Here is a 19,093-nt window from a genome sequence, read left to right as displayed (position 1 = left end):
TGCTCACCAAGCAGGCGCAGATACGGTAGAACAACGATGCTGGGTTTTCACTCTCTGGTTTCCTCTCTCTGATTTCGCACGGATGAACTGATGACGACTGGCACGATGGCACGGTGATAACCGCGACGACCCCGAAAGGCGAACGGCGTCGCCAGGCTTTGGTAGCGGCCGCCGCAGAGTTGCTACTCGAAGGCGGATTCGATGCGGTGCGGCATCGCTCGGTCGCGACGCGCGCCGACCTTCCGCTGGCGTCGACGACGTACTACTTCGAATCGCTCGATGATCTGATCGCCCGGGCGGTCGAGTTCAGCGGCAATGCGGAACTGGACGCGATGCGCCGCCGGGTCGGCGAGGTGAGTCATCGCCGCCGCGGTGCCGAGGCGACCGTCGATCTGGTGCTGGACCTACTGGTGGGGCCGGACGGCCACGACGAGGGCGCGCGCGGACAGCTGATCGCGCGCTACGAGCGTTCGGTGGCCTCGGCGCGGCACCCCGAACTGCGGGAAGTCCAGCTACGACTGAGGGCGCAACTCGACGAATTGCTCGCCGATGTGCTGCGCCGCTCCGATCGGGCGGTCCGCTCGGAGCAGTTGCGCAGGATGGTCGCGGTGGTCGACGGGGCCGTGGTCGCGGCGCTGAGCGAAATGGACCCGGAGCCAAGGCGAATGGCGCGCGGTGCGTTGCTGGAGGTCATCGATATCGTCGCGCCCGCGACGCCGCAGCAGGTCGACAGGTTCAGGTCACTAGACTAGCCAGACGTGAGCCTCGTCCCGAACGTCCTTGCTACCCGATACGCCAGCCCCGAGTTGGTGCATCTCTGGTCGCCCGAGCACAAGATCGTGCTCGAGCGGCGGCTGTGGCTGGAGGTGTTGCGGGCGCAGTCCGAACTCGGCATCGAGCTGCCCGCTGGCGTCATCGATGACTACGAGCGGGTCATCGACCAGGTGGATCTCGCCTCGATTGCCGAACGTGAGCGGGTCACCCGCCACGATGTGAAGGCGCGCATCGAGGAATTCAACGCACTCGCCGGACATGAGCATGTGCACAAGGGCATGACCAGCCGCGACCTCACCGAGAATGTGGAGCAGCTGCAGATCCGGCTCTCGCTCGAACATGTGCACGCGCACGGTGTCGCGGTCGCGGCCCGGTTGGCGCAGCGGGCCGCCGAATACCAGACGCTGGTGATGGCGGGCCGTTCGCACAATGTCGCCGCGCAGGCCACCACGCTCGGCAAGCGGTTCGCCTCCGCCGCCGACGAACTGCTGATCGCATTGACCCGGCTGCGCGAACTCATCGACCGCTACCCGCTGCGCGGCATCAAGGGCCCGATGGGCACCGCACAGGACATGCTCGACCTGCTCGGCGGCGATCCGGCCAAATTGGCGACCCTGGAGCAGCAGGTCGCGCGGCATCTCGGTTTCGCCAATGTGCTGACCAGCGTCGGCCAGGTGTATCCGCGCTCGCTCGACCACGACGTCCTCTCGGCCCTGGTGCAGGTCGGTGCGGGTCCGTCGTCGTTCGCGCACACCATCCGCCTGATGGCGGGCCATGAGCTGGTCACCGAGGGCTTCCAGCCCGGCCAGGTCGGCAGTTCGGCCATGCCGCACAAGATGAACACCCGCTCCTGCGAGCGTGTCAACGGTCTGCAGGTGGTGCTGCGCGGTTATGCATCGATGGCCGCCGAATTGGCTGGCGCGCAATGGAATGAGGGCGATGTCTTCTGTTCGGTCGTGCGCCGTGTCGCGCTCCCGGACGCCTTCTTCGCCATCGACGGCATGATGGAAACCTTCCTCACCGTGCTCGCCGAATTCGGCGCCTACCCCGCCGTCGTCTCCCGCGAACTCGACCGCTACCTGCCATTCCTCGCCACCACCCGGATGCTGATCGCCGCGGTCCGTGCTGGCGTCGGCCGCGAAACCGCCCATGAGGTCATCAAGGAACACGCGGTGGCCGTCGCACTCGCCATGCGCGAACAGGGCCGCGAACCGGATCTGCTGGACCGTCTCGCCGCCGACTCCCGCCTCCCCCTGGACCGCGTGGAATTGGATGCCGCCCTGGCCGATAGGTCCGCCTTCGTCGGTGCCGCCGAAGCGCAGGTCTCCGACGTCGTGGCCGCGGTGCACAAGCTCGTCGACCAGTACCCCGAAGCCGCCCGCTACACCCCGTCGCCGATCCTGTAGCCCCGAGATCGCTCGGCTGCTCGCAATTCGTTTGCGGAGCCGGATTCACGCGGAATCCGGATCTTAGAGGTCCGCCCAACGCTTCGGGCCTCGGCGCTGCGACCGGTCCTCAGTGCTGGGCCGCGGCTATCGGGCTGGCTGGGCGACCCTGGCGGGCGGTCCATCTGGAGCGCGGGTGCCAAGCGGCGAGTGCCCCGGGGCTGAGGTCTCGGCGCGGGATGGACGGCCATTTTCCGGTCCGAGTGAGGGTGTGGGGAGGGTTAGGGTTTCCGCGTGAATCCGTACACGATCTTTGCCGACATCATTGCTGGGCGGGCGGAGGCCAGCAGGGTGTTCGAGGACGATGATGTGGTGGCGTTTATGGATATTCGGCCGATGACGCCCGGGCATTTGCTGGTGGTGCCGAAGGTGGCGGCGCGGAGTCTGGCGGAATTGGATCCGGCGGTCGGGGGGAAGCTGTTCCAGGTCGGGCAGAAATTGGCGGGGGCGCTGCGGGCCAGCGAGGTGGGATGTGATGGAGTCAACTTCTTCCTGGCCGACGGGGTGACCGCCGGTCAGGAAATATTCCATGTGCACCTGCATGTCATTCCGCGCACGTCGGGTGACGGGTTCGGGTTGCGCGGGCGGCCGACCAGTCCGCGCCGTGCCGACCTGGATTATCTGGCGAGTTCGATCCGCGGCGCGCTCGATCGCTGAGCCGTCGCGCGGGAGTGCTGTGGCTGCCGGTTTGGCGTGAAAGTTGTTGCGTACCGGATAGTTTGCCGTGGAAACGTGGGGATTTCGAATGTCCTCCCCAACGTCGCGGCGTGCGTTACGTTGGTGGTCATTGTCATGCGGTGACGGAGGTGGGGACATGCGGCTAACGAGGATAGCCGTTGCGGTGCTGGCCTTGGCGATCGCATCAGTGGGCCCCATGGTCGTCGATCCCGCGACGGCATCGGCGGCACGAGTCGATCGGATCGATGAGCTGAGCCAGACGCGCTCGGCGATCTTCATCGAATCGCCATCGATGGGACGGATCGTTCAGGTCCAGGTCCTGCACCCGGCGGATGGCGGCGCGCACCCGACCTTCTACCTACTCGACGGTCTCGATCCGGGCATCAACCAGAGCACCTGGACCAATGCCACCGACGCCGAGGCATTCTTCGCGCGGAAGAACGTGAATGTCGTGCTGCCCGTCGGCGGCCAGGCCAGCTACTACACCGATTGGCAGCAGGACGATCCCACATTCGGCCGCTACAAGTGGGAGACGTTCCTGACCGAGGAACTCCCGCCGATCATCGACGCGCGCTACGGCAATGGCGTCAATGCCGTCGGCGGACTCTCCATGGGCGGCAATGCCGCCTTCATCCTCGCCGTCCGCCATCCCGAAATGTACCGGGCGGTCGCGGGTTACAGCTCCTGTCCGGACACCACCCTCGCCACGGGGGCGGTGATGTTCTCCATCGCCAACCGCGGCGGCAATCCGGTGAATATGTGGGGTGCTGCCGGCAGCCCCGCCTGGGCCGAACACGATGCCGCGGCACTCGCGGATCGCCTGCGCGGCAAGACGATCTACCTCTCCACCGGCACCGGCATCCCCGGCCCGCACGAGGCCGAGGTCAAACCCCAACTGGCCGAGAACATTTTCCTCGGCGGCCCCGTCGAGGTAGGCGTCAACACCTGCGTCATCGAATTCGAACAGCGCCTACGCGCCCTGAACATCCCCGCCCAAATCGACTACAGCCCCACCGGAACCCACTCCTGGTCCTACTGGCAGGACACCCTCCACACCTCCTGGCCCACCATCGCGCCCGCCATCGGCGCCTGACCCCTGCCCCCGATGTCCCAGAGAGGGCGGCTCGTTCAGGTGCGGAGGATGCGGATGATGGCGAAGATGACGGCGAGTGTGGCCAGGGATGCTGTGCCGAGGATGACGAGGCCTGCGGGGAGGCCGAAGAGTTCGATGCTTTCGGTTCGGTGGATGGTTTGGTAGGTCCGCGCGTCGGTGGTGTCGGGGTCGAAGGTGAAGTCGGAGTGGATATCTGCGGGGCGGTCGATCGAAACTCGCAGTTCGGTCAGGTAGTCGTGGCCGTTCGCCGCCAGTTGGGTGAGTTGGGGATCGGTGGTGGTGACTCGGCCCGCGAAATCGACGGATACCGTCTGGGTGGTGGCATCTGGGTCGGTGCGTCGCAGGCGGTGCTCGCCCAGTGCGTAAAGATGGACGTACTGTGCCTGTTTCGCGGCGCTCGACATGCGCATCGGGTAGACGAATCGGTCCGAATCGAAGGTCAGGCGAACCGGATCTATTGCGCCGTCCAGTGGTTTGGCGCTGGTGAGGCGCATCGCGACGAATGACCAACCCTCGCGCAGATAAGGATCGAGGGTGCCGATCACCTCGGGACGCATTTCGTAGCCGTTGTCGCTCAGCCACTTTCGAATGCCGTCCAGGTTGCCGCCGGACAGGGTGGTCGCCTCCAGCGGACCGAGCTGGACGCGATCGACGACGGTGGGACCGCCACCCGCGGCGCTCATCGCACCCTCGCTGGCGGAACCCCGCGACGACCGCGAGAACCATCGACGCTCCGTGACGATTCTGGGCGCGGTCAGATTCCGCAGTTCGGTGAAGGTCGCCGCATCACCGCTTGCGACAGTGGCCGGTTTCGGTGTCGGCACGATCAGCGCCGCCTGGTCGGTGCCGGATTTCAGGGCAAGTCGCATGAGGACGGTCTCGCGGTGTCCGTCCCAGCCCACCAGCGCCGTCTCCTCGCCCACCGAGGCCGGGCGACCGGGCGGATTGGCCACCCCGCCGCAGGCACAGGCGGAAGCCGGTGCGAGCGTACCGATTCCGGCCGTGGCGAAAAGAATCGCCGCCACGGCCAGCAGACGAACTGCGATTGCGGCAGGCATGGCCGCGAGCCTACTGGGATTCGCGGCCGTACAGCCGCATTCTCGAGTGCGCGCCGATTCTCAGGCGCGCCCCGATTGTCGAGCGCGCGCCGATAGCTATTGACGCCGTGGATCTCGACACCGTCGAAGCCCGCCGCGATCGCATTGGCGGCAGCCGACGCGTAATGCCCTATGAGGGCGGCGATTTCGGCGCGGTCGAACGCACCGGGCGTGATCGGATCGGCCTTGGTGCCGTCGAGCAGATGCGCCCGATCGTCATCCACCACCGAGGACGGTCCGGCGGGCCAGGAGCCGTCGACCCGTGCCAGCGGATGTCCCTTGCGCTCACCGTGCATGAGCTGGGCGATTATGCGCCCGCCTGCCGCGTGCACCGCCTCGGTGACCCGCCGCCAGGCGTCGATGTGCCGACCGGTCTGCAGCCCCGGCACCCAGGCCTCGCTCTGGCCGGTCGAATGCGGCCAGATGCCCTCGGTCACGATCAGTCCGGCGCTGGCCCGCTGCGCGTAGTCGTCGGCGACATCGGCGGTCGGCGAGCCGTCCGGATGTGAGCGCCACCGCGTCATCGGTGACATGACGATCCGATTGGGCACGAACGCCACCGCCACCCCGTTCCTCTCCGACAAACTCGTGCAGGAGCGCAGGCTCCTCGGCCGGGCACTCGAAGATATGCACCGAGCCTGTGCGGTACTCGACGAGATCATCAGCTCGGCGGGCGAGGAGGTGTCGGAACAGTAGGGTGGAGCCCATGGCTCTCGACAGTGGAACGATTACCAGCTCCGGCAATGGATCGGCGGTGGTGGCGGCCCCGATCGCCAAGACGGTGCCCACCGAGCGGGTGCATCACGGCGACGTCTTCATCGACGAGTACGAATGGCTCCGCGATAAGGAAAGTCCAGAGGTCATCGCCTACCTGGAGGCCGAGAACGCCTACACCGACGCCCAGACCAGGCATCTCGGCGGCCTGCGGGACAAGATCTTCGACGAGATCAAGGCGCGCACCCAGGAGACCGACCTGTCGGTGCCGACCCGGATGGGTGAGTTCTGGTACTACTCGCGCAGCTTCGAGGGCAAGCAATACGGCGTGCATTGCCGCTGTCCCATCGTCGCCCCGGCGGGAACGACGGGCGCGGAGGAGGCAGCCGAAGGGATCGACGCCTGGACTCCGCCGCGACTCGAAGTCGATTCCGAGATCCCCGGGGAGCAGGTGCTGCTCGACAGCAATGAGCTCGCCGATGGCCACGACTTCTTCGCACTCGGCGCCTTCTCGGTCAGCCACGACGGCAATCTGCTCGCCTACTCCGTCGATACCAGCGGTGACGAGCGCTACATGCTGCGATTCAAGGATCTGCGCACCGGTGAGGTGCTCGCCGACCAGATCGCGGGTACCGCGCCCGGCGCGACCTGGTCGCTGGACGGTACGCACGTCTTCTACCAGACGGTCGACGAATCCTGGCGGCCCGATACCGTCTGGCGGCATCGGCTCGGCACCCCGGAGGCCGATGACGTCAAGGTCTTCCACGAGCCCGATGAGCGCTACTGGGTGAGCATCGGCGCGACTCGCTCGGAGAAGTACCTGATGATCTGGGTCGGCTCCAAGATCACCACCGAGGGTCTGGTGCTCGAATCCGACAATCCGGAGGGGGAATTCCGGGTCATCCTGCCGCGGCGTGAGGGTGTCGAATACTCCGCCGAACATGCGGTGGTCGGCGGCGAGGACCGGTTCCTGATCCTGCACAACGATGTGGTGGACGGGGTGAAGGCGGAGAACTTCGTGCTCGCCGAGGCCCCGGTATCGGATCCGTCGAATATGACGCTGCTGATCGGACACAGCGACGATGTGCGGCTCGAGGATATCGACCCGTTCGCCAGCCATCTGGTGCTGAGCTACCGGCGCGAAGCCCTGACCCGCGTCGCCATTTGGCCGCTGACCGAATCCGGCTATGGCGAGCGGCGCGAACTCGAATTCGATCTGGAACTCTTCGCGGTCGGTTCCGGCGCCAACCCGGAGTGGGAGCAGCCGACGCTGCGCATCGGGCTCACCTCGTTCATCACGCCGATGCAGGTCTTCGACTATGTGCCAGCGACCGGTGAACTGCTGCTGCGCAAGGAGCAGCCGGTGCTCGGCGACTTCGATGCGAACGACTATGAGCAGCACCGGGATTGGGCGGTCGCGGCGGACGGCACCCGGATCCCGATCTCGCTGGTGCGCAGGAAGAACCTCCCCGAGGGGCCGAAACCGCTATTGCTGTACGGATATGGCTCCTACGAAGCCAGCATGGATCCGTCCTTCTCGGTATCGCGGCTGTCACTGCTCGATCGCGGCATGGTCTTCGCGGTCGCGCATGTGCGCGGTGGCGGGGAAATGGGGCGGCTCTGGTACGAGCACGGCAAGACACTCACCAAGAAGAACACCTTCACCGATTTCGTCTCCTGCGCAAGGCATCTTATCGATACCGGCGCCACGTCGCCGGACCGGCTGGTCGCCGACGGTGGCAGTGCGGGCGGTCTGCTGATGGGTGCGGTGGCGAATCTGGCGCCCGAACTGTTCAAGGGCATTCTGGCCAATGTGCCCTTCGTCGACCCGCTCACCTCGATTCTGGATCCATCGCTGCCGCTCACCGTCATCGAATGGGACGAGTGGGGTAACCCGTTGGCGGACAAGGACGTCTACGACTACATGAAGTCCTACGCCCCCTACGAGAACGTCGAGGCCAAGGACTATCCGGCGATTCTGGCCATTACCAGCATCAACGACACCCGCGTCCTGTATGTCGAACCCGCCAAGTGGGTCGCCAAACTGCGCGCGACCAAGACCGGCGACGCACCACTGCTGCTCAAGACCGAAATGAGCGCGGGCCACGGTGGCGTCAGCGGCCGCTATGAGAAGTGGAAGGAAGTCGCGTTCGAATACGCCTGGGTCCTCGACACCCTCGGCCTCGCGGAGGCCTAGTGCAGGTGTGCGCGGTCGGTACGCCCGGCCGCGCTACCCCGCGGTCTCGGGTGCCGATCACGCGACACTGGTGTGACGGACTGTTCGTCGGCGGGTCATCCGCCCTGCACGCCGAGTACATCTGCGGCTGGCACCGTGGGTGCATGAACGCTGAGCTGATCGTGTCGATCTCCGGGATCCGGGACACCACGCGGGATGCGGCAATCGAATTCGCGGCCGAGATGGATCGCCGCGACGTGCGCCTCTCGCTGCTGGTGGCGCCCCGGCTCAAGAACGGGTACCGGTTGGTCGAGGATGCGGCGACGCAGTCCTGGCTGCGCGGCCGCCGGGCCCGCGGCGATGCGATCGTGCTGCACGGCTACGACCAGGCGGCGACCAAGCGGCGCAGAGCCGAATTCGCCACGTTGCCACGGCACGAGGCGCGGCTGCGGCTCACCGCCGCGGATCGGGTGCTGGAACAGGTGGAACTGCGCACCCGGCTGTTCGCGGCCCCGCGCTGGGATGCCTCCGCCGGTGCGATCGAGGCACTGCCGGAGGTCGGCTTCCGGCTCGCGCTCGGCCTGACCTCGATCCTGGATCTCGAACGGAACGTTGCGCAGAAGGCGCGCGTCTACGGCATAGGCGAGGGCTTCCGCGCCGAGCCGTGGTGGTGTCGCGCGCTGGTGCTGGGTGCGGCCAGGACCGCACGCCGCGGTGGTGTGCTGCGGCTGGCCGTTTCCGCCGCGCAACTGGGCCGCTCCGGTCCGCGTCAGGCCATGCTCGACGCGGTCGATCTCGCGCTGTTCCACGGTGCGACCAGCGAGGTGTACCGCTGGGAGCCGTTCACCGCCGCCAGGGCGGCTTGATCGGCACAAGTCGTGTGGGGGGTGTGTCGGCACCGCCGCACGAGGGGCGCGCCGCCGCCCGTATTGGCGTAACCGGGCGGCGGCGCGCGGCCCGGTGCGGGGACCGTGGAGGTCAGGTCAGCGGCACCGAGGTTCGGTCGTGGTGGTCACGACTTCGACTGTGCCGCAGCCGCTTCGGTGGTTTGCTCGGTCGGTACCGCCGGGGTCGCGTTGTGGGTGAATCCGCCTGCCTCGGCGCGGGTGAGCGAGGTCGTCAGCGGATGCTTCGCCAATTGTTCGAGGCAGCGGACGATATCCGCGAGCAGCAGATCCGCCATGTCGTGGCTGAATCCGTGCCGGATCACCGCCCGCATGACGGTTTCGTCCTCGCGATCGGGGGGCAGCGGGTACGCGGCGATCAGCCAGCCGCGGGTGCGGAGCCGATCGGAGAGGTCGTAGAGGTTGAAATCGGGTTCGCCGCGCAGCCGCCACGACACCGCGGTGATGCCATAGTGCGGATTGCCGCCGTGGATGATCTCGAACGGCCCCAGCCGCGTCAGACCGTCGGACAGGTACTGGGCGACGTGGTAGATCGCCGACTGCAGCCGGGTGTAGCCGGTGCGGCCGAGGCGGATGAAGTGGTAGTACTGCGCGACCACCTGTCCGCCGGGACGGGAGAAGTTGAGGTTGAAGGTGGGCATGCTGCCGCCCAGGTAGTCCACATCGAAGATCAGTTCCGCGGGCAGATCGGCGGCCTCGCGCCAGATCGCCCAGCCGGTGCCGAGCGGGGCCAGGCCGGTCTTGTGGCCGGAGGCATTGATCGACTTGACCCGCGGCAGGCGGAAGTCCCAGATCAGATCCGGTGCGGTGAACGGTGCGAGGAACCCGCCGCTGGCGGCGTCGACATGGATCGGAATGTCCAGGCCGCTGACCGCCTGTACCTGGTCGAGGGCCTTGCTGATCCCCGCGACATCCTCGAACAGTCCGGTGAAGGTCTGGCCGAAGGTCGGCACCACCATGATGGTCCGGTGATCACAGTGCGCGGCCACATCGTCGGGATGCATGGTGAGCCGATCGCCGCGTAGCGGTATCTGGCGGATCTCCACATCGAAGTAGCGCGCGAATTTCTCCCAGCACACCTGCACCGGGCCGCAGACGAAATTCGGCGTACCGGTGCCGCCGCGCTTGCGCCAGCGGAGTTTCGCGGCCAGGCCGCCGAGCATCGCCGCCTCACTGGATCCGGTGGTGGAGGTGCCGAGCGTGGTTGCCGGATCGGGGGAGTGCCACAGATCGGCCACCATCCGCACACAGCGCCGCTCCAGCTCCGCCGTCTGCGGATACTCGTCCTTGTCGACGATGTTCTTGTCGATGGATTCGGCCATCAACAGCAGCGCCTTGGGATCGATCCAGGTGGTGCAGAAGGTTGCCAGGTTCATTCGGGATACGCCGTCGAGCATGAGTTCGTCGTGCACGATCTCATAGGCGACGTCGGGAAGTAGCTCGGGAGCCGGGAATCCGCTTTTGGGTGCGGTCCGGTCCAATGCTGGCATCGCGAATAGGTCGTCGGATTCCGGGTTAGCCCTCATCTCGCCTCCAGCGCACTCGCAGCAATTGTCGTCAAACAGCTGATACCAGTTCCGTGGCGTTCGAAACTAGCTGTGTCACTTATATATTCATCGAGATCCTATTAATGCTAGCTATTTGAACGTCAGCATGTGGACTATCAGCATGTCACATAGCAAGTGCTATCCGCTACGGAATCCCACATCGGCGACCGGGCCGTCGAGACGCCCTTCGTCATCAAGAGAAATCCAACGTTTTCGCTCGTGCTCGGGCGCGGGGACCCCGAGATCAGGAGCCGGTTTCGGGCAATACGCGCAATCCACCGGAGTTGACGCTCGACCATTGCTTCCTGCAGTGCTCGATTGCCATCTTCGGTGAGCAATTGGTGGAGGCGGGTCCGCCTGTCACTCGGCCCGTCTGCGCGCGCACGGTTCCCAATTGCTGGCAATATCCCCGCACACCATCGCGTCGATGACCGCGTGCGGCACCCACGACGCGGCGCGGGAATGCGCGGATCGGATCGGGTCGGCGTGTAAGAGTGGTGTCGGCGGTGGCATTTATTCTGAACGGTTTTCGAGGACGATACGATCAAGTGAGGCTGGCATGATTTCCGACGATCCCCGTACCGCCGACCTGCGCGCGCGGGTGGCCGCTCTGATGCCGCAGGCGAAAATAGATCTCACCCAACTGGTTTCGTTCAAATCGGTGGCCGATTCGCGGCAGTTCCCTGCCGAGGAATGTGACCGGACCGCGCAGTGGGTGGCGGACGTGTTCGCCGCGGCCGGACTGACGAAGGTGGGCCTGCACGAAACACCCGACGGCAGCAAGGCGGTCATCGCCTCGCGTCCCGCGCCCGAAGGCGCGCCGACGGTATTGCTCTACTGCCACTACGACGTTCAGCCGCCATTGGATGACGGCGCCTGGCGCACGCCGCCGTGGGAGCTGACCGAGAAGGACGGTCGCTGGTACGGGCGCGGCAGCGCGGACTGCAAGGGCAATATCGTGATGCACCTGACCGCGCTGCGCGCGCTCGGTGCGGATCTGCCGCTCGGCGTGACACTGGTCGCCGAGGGCTCCGAGGAACAGGGCACCGGCGGACTGGAACGATTCGTCGAGGCCAATCCGGAGCTACTGCGTGCCGATGCGATCCTGGTCTGCGACAGCGGGAATTTCGCCGTCGGGGTGCCGACCTTCACCGAGACATTGCGCGGCAACGTCAATGTCATCGTCACCATCGAAACGCTGGCAGGGCCGATGCATTCCGGCATGTTCGGCGGTCCCGCCCCCGATGCGCTCGCCGCGCTCGTCCACCTGCTCGCATCACTGCACGACGAACACGGCAACACCACCGTTGCCGGTCTGCCCAATGAGCAGCGCTGGCCTGGCGTGCAGTACCCGGAGCACCAATTCCGCACCGACGCCGGCGTACTCGGCGGCGTCGAACTCACCGGTGACGGTACCGTCGCCGATATGCTCTGGGCGCGTCCGTCTCTGACGGTCCTCGGCATCGATGCACCGAAGGTGGTCGGCTCAGCAGCGGCCGTTCAGGCCTCCGCGCGTGCCCGCCTCAGCCTGCGCATTCCCCCGGGCACCGATCCGGACCAGGCGCTGAAACTGTTGACCGCGCATCTGCGCGCACATACTCCGTGGCGCGCCCAGCTCACGGTGGAGACCGAAGCGACCGGCGCACCGTTCCGATCCGCGAGCGGCGGCCCCGCGCGCACCGCGATGGACGCCGCACTCACCGCCTCCTACGGCCGGGCGACAACCACCCAGGGCCAGGGCGGCTCGATCCCCCTGTGCAACGTCTTCGCCGACACCTACCCCAACGCGGAGATCATGCTCCTCGGCGTCGAAGAACCGAAATGCCTCATCCACGCCCCCAACGAAAGCGTAGACCCCACCGAAATCGAACACATGGCCCTGGCCGAAGCCCTCTTCCTCACCACCTACGCCGAACAGCGCCCCTAACCCCGGGCTCCCACCACGCACTCACGCAGGCACCTTCTCGATGTCTACCTGCATGAGCGCATGGCGATCGGATGTCCGAATCCGAGGCTAGAAGTATTGGTGGGTTTCGGGGGAGATGACGGTGAAGTCTGTTCCGGCGGGGCGCATTTCGGATAGGCGGGTGAAGTAGATGCCCTGGGCGTCGGGGTGGATGATGCCGAAATGGATGGGGAAGGCGGTGCGGGGGCTGACGGCGCGCAGGTAGTCGACGGCCTCGCTGATGCGCATCCATGGGGCGGAGGCTGGGATCGCGAGTACGCCGACCGGGACGGGTGGCACCCATAGGGAGTCGCCGGGGTGGACCAGTTGTGCTGGATCGTCCGGGGTGCCGAGTTGGAAGACGGTGTTATCGATGACCGGGATTTCCGGGTGGATCACCGCATGCCTGCCGCCGCCTCCGGTGATCTGGAGGTCACCGAGGGTGATCACATTGCCCGCGTGCACCGCCTCCCACGGTTCGTCGCGAAGCTGTGCGGTCTGTGGATCGCTGAACAGGCGCGCGTTCGGATTGTTGTCGAGCAGCGCTCGGATCCGGTTCGGATCGATATGGTCGGGGTGCTGATGGGTCACCGCGATGGCGTCCAGGCCGGTAATGCCCTCGAAGCCGTGCGAGAAGGTACCCGGATCGAACAGCACCTTCTTGCCGTGCAACTCGACGAGGACGCAGGAGTGGCCGAAGTGGGCTATGCGCATGGGGCCATGCTATTTGACAAGACCCCGACCGTAGCTCGGACAAGCTGGACAACTACGCTGCTCAGGTAACCCCAACACCACCTGAGGAGCAACGCGTGGCACGAGTCGTGGTCGAGGTGATGCCGAAGGCCGAGATCCTGGATCCGCAGGGGCAGGCCATCGCCGGTGCACTCCCGCGCCTGGGATTCGCCGGAGTGTCGGATGTGCGGCAGGGCAAGCGATTCGAACTCGATGTCGACGACAGTGTCAGCGACGCGGAGCTCGAACAGATCGCCGAGGCGCTGCTCGCCAACACCGTGATCGAGGACTGGAAGGTCGTGCGGGTTTCATGACGGCTCGCATCGGGGTCATTACGTTTCCCGGCACGCTCGATGATGTCGACGCCGCCAGGGCGGTGAAACTGGCGGGCGCGGAGGCGGTCAGCCTGTGGCATGCCGATGCCGATCTGAAGCAGGTCGACGCGGTGGTCGTGCCCGGCGGCTTCTCCTATGGCGACTACCTGCGCGCCGGTGCCATCGCCCGGTTCGCGCCGGTGATGGGCGAGGTCGTCAAGGCCGCGGGCAAGGGCCTGCCGGTGCTCGGTATCTGCAATGGATTCCAGGTCCTGTGCGAAGCCGGTCTGCTGCCCGGCGCGCTGACTCGCAACGAGGGCCTGCACTTCGTGTGCCGCGATGAATGGCTGCGCGTCGAATCCGCGAATACCGTGTGGACCTCGCGTTTCGAGCCCGGCGCCCAGATCCTCATCCCGATCAAGAACGCCGAGGGGCGCTACCAGGCCTCCGAGCGGGTGCTCGACGAACTCGAGGGTGAGGGCCGGGTGGTATTCCGCTACGCCGGCGACAATCCGAACGGGTCGCAGCGTGATATCGCGGGCATCGCCTCGGCCGACGGCCGGATCGTCGGCCTGATGCCGCATCCGGAGCACGCCACCGAGCCGCTGACCGGTCCGAGCGATGACGGCCTCGGTCTGTTCCTTTCGGTGCTCGACACGCTCGTCGCCGCCTCGTAGATCCGATGCGAGCCGCATGACGGTGCGGCGTGTTCGCGGCCCGAATAGCGGTATCGCGTAGCGATTCGATGAGGGTGGCGGTCGGGCGGCTGGCGCCTGCGCTCCGGCCGGTCGGCGAACGATCGCTCGCAATGACCGGTCCGTGGTGGTCACCGCGTCAGGTGATCTGGGCGATGATGTCGAAATCGACGCCGTCGGCCACTGCGATATAGCCGTGCTGCTGGGCCTGGTTCCCGAGGAATCTCCTGGTGCCACCGGGTGTTTCGAGCAGCACGCCCGCATCGAGCGCCGCGTGCACCGCTGGCACATGTAGTGATCCGACCGTCTCGCCGATGGCGCGCAGCGTGTGGATCGCCTCGTAGCTCATATTGCTGAAGCTGGTCAGCGCGGGCGCGAAGTCGCCGTGTAGTCGGCGGTAGCGGGCCAGCCGGTCGCGTCCGTCGCTGGTGTGTGGGTCCACGAAGAAGCTCGATGCCACATAGAAGTTGTGATTGGCATCGGGGCCGCCCGCCAGCAGCACATTCTCGTCGGCGGCCGGGCTGATGCGCAGCAGCGTATCGGCGCGCCCGGTCGCGGCGAACTGCCTATTGAAGCGGGAGACATCCGCGCCGACCATCAGAATGATGACGGCGTCGGCCTTGTCCAGCGCGGGATGGCGGAGGAAGTCGCCGAAATCCGGTGCGCCGAGCGGGACGAACCGCTCCAGCACGATGGCACTCGGATCGGGCAGACTTCGGCGCACCGCCTTTGCCGATTCGCGCGGCCAGATGTAGTCGTTGCCGATGATCGCCCAGCGGCGCACGCCGTATTCGCGCGCCAGCCAGTGCACCGCGGGCAGGGTCTGGCCCGCCGGATGTTCGCCGAGCATCAGCACCCCGGGGCGCTCATTGGTGAGGCCCTCGTGTCCGGTCGCGAAGAGATATGGCACCCGGCCGGCATTGGCGCGTGCCACCGCCAGCCGCACCGCGGAGGTATGCCAGCCGGTGATCGCATGCACCATTCCGGTGGCGAGCAGCGCCGAAACCTCGTCGGCGACGGCACGCGGGTTCCGGCCGCCATCGATATTCGTAGTACGAATTTCGCGGCCGAGAAATCCGGCGCCAGAGTTGCTTTCATCGACGGCCAGGGAAATCGCGGCATCGCACGATGCGGCGACGATACCGCCCGGTCCCTGCATCGGAACTATGTTCAGTATCTCGATCGTGCCGTCTGGGCTCTCGCCGAACGCTGACATTCGGTACTCTTCTTCTGGTTCGAGCGAAATTCATGGCAGGCAGGAAATAATGACGACCATTGTAAGCGGATATTCCACGCTGCATGGTGCGCTGCGTGCCGCGGAACGGCGTTGGCTGAGCCACCTTGACGCCGCCCTGTGTGCCAGGCAACTCACGGCCGATCAGTGGTCGATGCTGTCGAATCTGTCCACCGAGTTCGGGGTCACCATGAGTGAGCTCGCGGCCAGGTCACAGCTACCGCCGTCCTCGGCGACCAGGCACGCCGATGCCCTCGCCGAACGCGGTCTGATCTTCCGGGTCGCCGCCGAGGACGACCGCCGCCGCATCCTGATCGGCCTGAGTCGGCTCGGTTCGGATCTGGTCGATTCGGTGCGGTCCGAAGAGGTGCGCGCCGAGCAGCAGTTGCGCTCGCGTATCGGTGCGCGCCGTTATGCCGAGCTGATGCGTTTACTCGAACTCGTTTCCGCCGAGTAGTTCTCAAAGTAAGGTCAGCCTTAATCGTCGGATGAATTAATCCGGCGAAACGTCCCGAGCGCTCGGTTCCGTATCTATGAACGAGCGGAATGGCGTTGCTTCAGTTGAGTTCCGGAATTAGTTCGGTGTCCTCGACGGCCCACCTGATGTAGGCCTTCATTGTGCTGCCCCGATATTCGACCATGGAGTGATCTATGACGAGATCAGGTTGTACTCGAGCGCGACAGTGAGTCCTGGTGACCGCGATCTTCGTCGGAGCACGCCGCCATACTGATCAAAGATCGTGCAGCGCTACGAGGTCCTTGCGATGTCTGCTTAGGATCGCAGACATGCCCGTTTCCGCTACCACTGCCACGGCCGCCGGTTTGTGTGCCTTCATCGATGACTCGCCGTCGCCGTTCCATGTCTGTCGGACGGTCGCGCGGGAGCTGGAGGCGCATGGCTTCACCCCGCTCGCGGAATCGGAGCCGTGGCCATCGGACGGGCCGAGCCGACACTACGTCGTGCGCGGCGGTTCGCTGGTCGCCTGGGCGACGGCCGATGCGTCGGGCGCGACGCCGTTCCGAGTGGTCGGCGCGCATACCGACAGCCCGAATCTGCGGGTGAAGCAGCATCCGGATCTGGTATCGGTCGGCTGGCAGCTGGTCGGGCTGGAACCGTATGGCGGCGCCTGGCTCAACTCGTGGCTGGATCGCGAACTCGGCATCTCCGGGCGGCTCAGCGTGCGCGACGGAAATGCGATGCGCGACAGCCTGGTTCGCATCGATGAACCGATTCTGCGGGTGCCGCAGCTGGCGATCCACCTCTCCGAGGACCGTCGCGGCGTCACCCTGGACCCGCAGCGCCACGTCAACGCGATCTGGGGTATCGGCGCGCAGCCGCGCTCCTTCCTCGATTTCGTCGCCGAACGCGCGCAGGTCGATCCCGCCGACGTGCTCGGCTGGGAGCTGATGACCCATGACCTGGCGCCGAGCCGTTCGGTCGGACGTGACGGCGATCTGGTGAGCGCACCGCGGCTGGACAATCAGGGCACCTGCTACGCGGGACTGCGCGCCTTCCTCGCGGCGATCGCCGAACCCGGTGCGGCCATTCCGGTGCTGGCGATGTTCGACCACGAGGAGGTCGGCAGCCAATCCGATCGGGGCGCGCAGTCCGATCTGCTGCCGACGGTGCTGGAGCGCATTGTGCTCTCGCGTGGCGGCGGCCGCGCCGAATATCTGGCCGCCCTGGCCGGATCCATCTGTGCCTCCGGTGATATGGCGCATGCCACGCACCCCAACTACCCGGACCGGCACGAGCCCGCGCACCGCATCGAGGTCAATGGCGGCCCGGTGCTCAAGGTCAATCAGAACCTGCGCTACGCCACCGACGCGACCGGTGCTGGCGCATTCGCGTTGGCCTGCGCCCAGGCGAATGTGCCGTTGCAGCGCTACGTGCACCGCGCCGACCTGCCGTGCGGTTCGACGATCGGTCCGATGACCGCCGCCCGCACCGGCATGCCGACCGTCGATGTCGGCGCACCTCAGCTGGCGATGCATTCGGCGCGGGAAATGATGGGCGCGGCGGATGTTGCGGCCTATGCCGCCGCGCTGGCCGCCTTCCTGACCCCCGCGCCGGTCGACCGGTAGTTCATTCGGCCTACCAGCTGCCGGAAGTCGTTCGTTGCCAGCACGGGCGAAACCGACAACGGCTGCTCTGGTGACAGTGCTCGATGACCCGCGCCGATTGTTCGTACGGCGCGGGTGCCGCCGCTAGGCGTCGACCGTCTCCCGGCTGTCCGCGGTGCTCGGGTGGTATTTCGCGACCGCGATGACGAACACCACGAGCGTCGCCCATACATAACTGCTGCCGATGATCTGCTGCCACCAGGCCCAGCCGAGTTCGAGGTCCTTCGAATGCGGCAGCAGCCATTGCGGGCCGATCAGGAACAGCAGAGTGAAGGCGGTGACGGTGCCGATGAACCAGCGATTGCGGGTGCCGCGGGCGATGGCGTCGGCGGCGACGAGCAGGGTGGGGGCGATCCAGACCCAGTGATGCGACCAGGAGACCGGCGAGACCAGCAGCACCGCGGCCGCGTTGACCAGCAGCGCGGCCACCTGCTGGCCGGCGTGGATCAGCCGGTGCATCCACACCGCCGCGAGGGCGATCGCGATCAGCGACACCGTGATCCAGATCAGCGTCGCCAGCGAATCGGAGACGCCCAGGCGGAAGGCCATACCCTTGATGGACTGATTGCCCGCGAAGTAGGGCGGGCCGATGCGGCCGGTATCGAACATCGTGTGGAACCAGTATTCGGCCGAATCGCTGGGGAACAGCAGGAATCCGAGTCCGATGGCCGCGACCGCGGAGACGATCAGCGTGGCCGCCGCCTTCCAATCCCGGCGCAGCAGGAAGTAGAGCAGATATCCGGCCGGGATCAATTTCACCGACACCGCGATCCCGATCAGCATGCCGCGTGGCCAGATCGGTTTGCGGACAAGGCAATCCATGGTAATCGCGGCCATCAGCACCAGATTGATCTGACCGAAGCCGAAGGTCGCCCGAGTCGGTTCGAATATCTGCGCCACCGCGACCGCGCCGATGACAAGCGCCAGCATGGTCCGCCGCTCGAGGGTCGGGCGCAGGCGCGTGAGCACCAGCCACAGCGTGATGCCGAGGCTGAGCACCGAGGTGGCGGTCACCAGCACCTCGGCCAGCACCAGCGGCATCAGCGCGAGCGGTGCGAAGAACAGGGCGGCCAGCGGGGGGTAGGTGAACGGCAGTCCGATCCCTTCGACCGGGGGCATCGGACCGTACAACTCGCCATCGTCGAGCCAGACGCGCGCGCCGTTGCGATAGACCTGTAGATCGATGTAGCCGTTCCACCAGTGCACCAGCAGTGAGACGGTGGCCGAGATGACGAACAGGCCCACGGCGATCAGCAGCCAGCGCACCTGCGGGTTCGACATCGATAGCCGCGGCGAGCGGTCCGAGCCGGATTCGAGTCGGATGTTCGGCGTGGTGACGGGCTGCTCCGCCGGATCCGCAACCCCCGATCGATCGTTCACGGCCAAAGCGTAGCGGTCGCGACGTCGCGCAATGTGTGCCGACCCTAGGCATTCACCCCGATCTACACCATGTTCCGCATCACATTCGGTGTCCTCGAATTCGGTTCGGGCGCCCGCAAAACCCGGCGTTCCGGGCGAGGCGTCGATGCGACCGGCCGCCCACCGAGGGCCACAGCTAAACTTCAGGGCGAATCCCCAGCTTCGCGCTCCGGCCCGAAA

At 66.2% G+C, this 19,093-nt stretch carries 18 protein-coding genes; 12 read left to right on the top strand and 6 right to left on the bottom strand.

Features of this window, described 5'->3' with window-relative positions; all coding sequences use genetic code 11:
- Positions 1–113 precede the first annotated feature (113 nt).
- The 4 genes from ACQP2D_RS41070 (at position 114) to ACQP2D_RS41055 (ending at position 3,990) form a co-directional block, all read left to right on the top strand.
- Positions 114–752, top strand: coding sequence for a TetR/AcrR family transcriptional regulator (locus tag ACQP2D_RS41070; protein ID WP_433681269.1), 639 nt, complete (start codon positions 114–116; stop codon positions 750–752).
- A gap of 6 nt (positions 753–758) precedes the next feature.
- The gene (gene purB / locus ACQP2D_RS41065) at positions 759–2,180 is read left to right on the top strand and encodes an adenylosuccinate lyase (protein ID WP_433681268.1); all 1,422 of its coding nucleotides are present in this window, start codon (positions 759–761) and stop codon (positions 2,178–2,180) included.
- Positions 2,181–2,453: 273 nt separating this feature from the next.
- Complete coding sequence (locus ACQP2D_RS41060) at positions 2,454–2,876, top strand: HIT family protein (protein WP_433681267.1); 423 nt, start codon at positions 2,454–2,456, stop codon at positions 2,874–2,876.
- Between the two features lie 157 nt (positions 2,877–3,033).
- Entirely contained in the window at positions 3,034–3,990 is a 957-nt protein-coding gene (locus ACQP2D_RS41055) for an alpha/beta hydrolase (protein ID WP_433681266.1), read from the top strand.
- Positions 3,991–4,025: 35 nt separating this feature from the next.
- Here the strand turns inward: ACQP2D_RS41055 and ACQP2D_RS41050 are convergent, their stop codons facing one another.
- A complete protein-coding gene (locus ACQP2D_RS41050) occupies positions 4,026–4,934 on the bottom strand; it encodes a DUF2330 domain-containing protein (RefSeq protein ID WP_433681265.1) in 909 nt (302 codons plus the stop codon).
- Entirely contained in the window at positions 4,865–5,641 is a 777-nt protein-coding gene (locus ACQP2D_RS41045; protein ID WP_433681264.1) for a hypothetical protein, read from the bottom strand. Before ACQP2D_RS41045 ends, ACQP2D_RS41050 begins: the two co-directional genes overlap by 70 nt.
- On the opposite strand from ACQP2D_RS41045, the gene ACQP2D_RS41040 reads away from it, so the two are divergent.
- The 3 genes from ACQP2D_RS41040 to ACQP2D_RS41030 all read left to right on the top strand — a co-directional run bounded on the left by ACQP2D_RS41040 (position 5,640) and on the right by ACQP2D_RS41030 (position 8,864).
- The gene (locus ACQP2D_RS41040) at positions 5,640–5,804 is read left to right on the top strand and encodes a hypothetical protein (protein ID WP_433681263.1); all 165 of its coding nucleotides are present in this window, start codon (positions 5,640–5,642) and stop codon (positions 5,802–5,804) included. The genes ACQP2D_RS41045 and ACQP2D_RS41040 overlap by 2 nt on opposite strands.
- A gap of 10 nt (positions 5,805–5,814) precedes the next feature.
- On the top strand, positions 5,815–8,019 hold the full coding sequence (locus ACQP2D_RS41035) for a S9 family peptidase (RefSeq protein WP_433681262.1): 2,205 nt from the start codon (positions 5,815–5,817) through the stop codon (positions 8,017–8,019).
- A gap of 143 nt (positions 8,020–8,162) precedes the next feature.
- Positions 8,163–8,864, top strand: a complete 702-nt coding sequence (locus ACQP2D_RS41030) for a DUF2334 domain-containing protein (protein WP_433681261.1) — start codon at positions 8,163–8,165, stop codon at positions 8,862–8,864.
- A gap of 146 nt (positions 8,865–9,010) precedes the next feature.
- Here the strand turns inward: ACQP2D_RS41030 and ACQP2D_RS41025 are convergent, their stop codons facing one another.
- Positions 9,011–10,429 (bottom strand): glutamate decarboxylase, encoded by a 1,419-nt coding sequence (locus ACQP2D_RS41025; RefSeq protein WP_433681260.1) that lies wholly within the window; start codon positions 10,427–10,429, stop codon positions 9,011–9,013.
- 580 nt (positions 10,430–11,009) lie between these two features.
- Here ACQP2D_RS41025 and ACQP2D_RS41020 point away from each other — a divergent pair.
- Positions 11,010–12,377, top strand: coding sequence for a dipeptidase (locus tag ACQP2D_RS41020; RefSeq protein ID WP_433681259.1), 1,368 nt, complete (start codon positions 11,010–11,012; stop codon positions 12,375–12,377).
- Positions 12,378–12,464: 87 nt separating this feature from the next.
- On the opposite strand, the gene ACQP2D_RS41015 is transcribed toward ACQP2D_RS41020, so the two are convergent.
- Positions 12,465–13,109, bottom strand: coding sequence for an MBL fold metallo-hydrolase (locus ACQP2D_RS41015; protein ID WP_433681258.1), 645 nt, complete (start codon positions 13,107–13,109; stop codon positions 12,465–12,467).
- 95 nt (positions 13,110–13,204) lie between these two features.
- On the opposite strand from ACQP2D_RS41015, the gene purS reads away from it, so the two are divergent.
- Positions 13,205–13,441 carry a phosphoribosylformylglycinamidine synthase subunit PurS gene (gene purS, locus ACQP2D_RS41010; RefSeq protein WP_062988386.1) on the top strand — a complete coding sequence of 79 codons (237 nt, stop codon included), beginning with the start codon at positions 13,205–13,207 and terminating at the stop codon, positions 13,439–13,441.
- A complete protein-coding gene (gene purQ / locus ACQP2D_RS41005) occupies positions 13,438–14,118 on the top strand; it encodes a phosphoribosylformylglycinamidine synthase subunit PurQ (protein ID WP_433681257.1) in 681 nt (226 codons plus the stop codon). The genes purS and purQ overlap by 4 nt, the downstream gene beginning before the upstream one ends.
- Before the next feature lie 157 nt (positions 14,119–14,275).
- Here purQ and ACQP2D_RS41000 read toward each other — a convergent pair whose 3' ends face one another.
- Entirely contained in the window at positions 14,276–15,352 is a 1,077-nt protein-coding gene (locus ACQP2D_RS41000) for a substrate-binding domain-containing protein (protein WP_433681256.1), read from the bottom strand.
- 49 nt (positions 15,353–15,401) lie between these two features.
- Here ACQP2D_RS41000 and ACQP2D_RS40995 point away from each other — a divergent pair, with 49 nt between their 5' ends.
- Together ACQP2D_RS40995 and ACQP2D_RS40990 are read left to right on the top strand one after the other, a co-directional pair.
- The gene (locus tag ACQP2D_RS40995; RefSeq protein ID WP_433681255.1) at positions 15,402–15,827 is read left to right on the top strand and encodes a MarR family winged helix-turn-helix transcriptional regulator; all 426 of its coding nucleotides are present in this window, start codon (positions 15,402–15,404) and stop codon (positions 15,825–15,827) included.
- A 329-nt stretch (positions 15,828–16,156) separates the two neighbouring features.
- The gene (locus tag ACQP2D_RS40990; protein WP_433681254.1) at positions 16,157–17,455 is read left to right on the top strand and encodes a M18 family aminopeptidase; all 1,299 of its coding nucleotides are present in this window, start codon (positions 16,157–16,159) and stop codon (positions 17,453–17,455) included.
- Positions 17,456–17,578: 123 nt separating this feature from the next.
- On the opposite strand, the gene ACQP2D_RS40985 is transcribed toward ACQP2D_RS40990, so the two are convergent.
- Positions 17,579–18,874: a glycosyltransferase 87 family protein gene (locus ACQP2D_RS40985; RefSeq protein WP_433681253.1), complete on the bottom strand. Its 1,296-nt coding sequence runs from the start codon at positions 18,872–18,874 to the stop codon at positions 17,579–17,581.
- Positions 18,875–19,093 lie beyond the last annotated feature (219 nt).

It is taken from the genome of Nocardia sp. CA-119907, from assembly GCF_050955995.1.
In the GTDB taxonomy this organism is placed as follows: Bacteria; Actinomycetota; Actinomycetes; order Mycobacteriales; family Mycobacteriaceae; genus Nocardia.
This window is presented reverse-complemented; position numbering and strand designations above follow the sequence as displayed.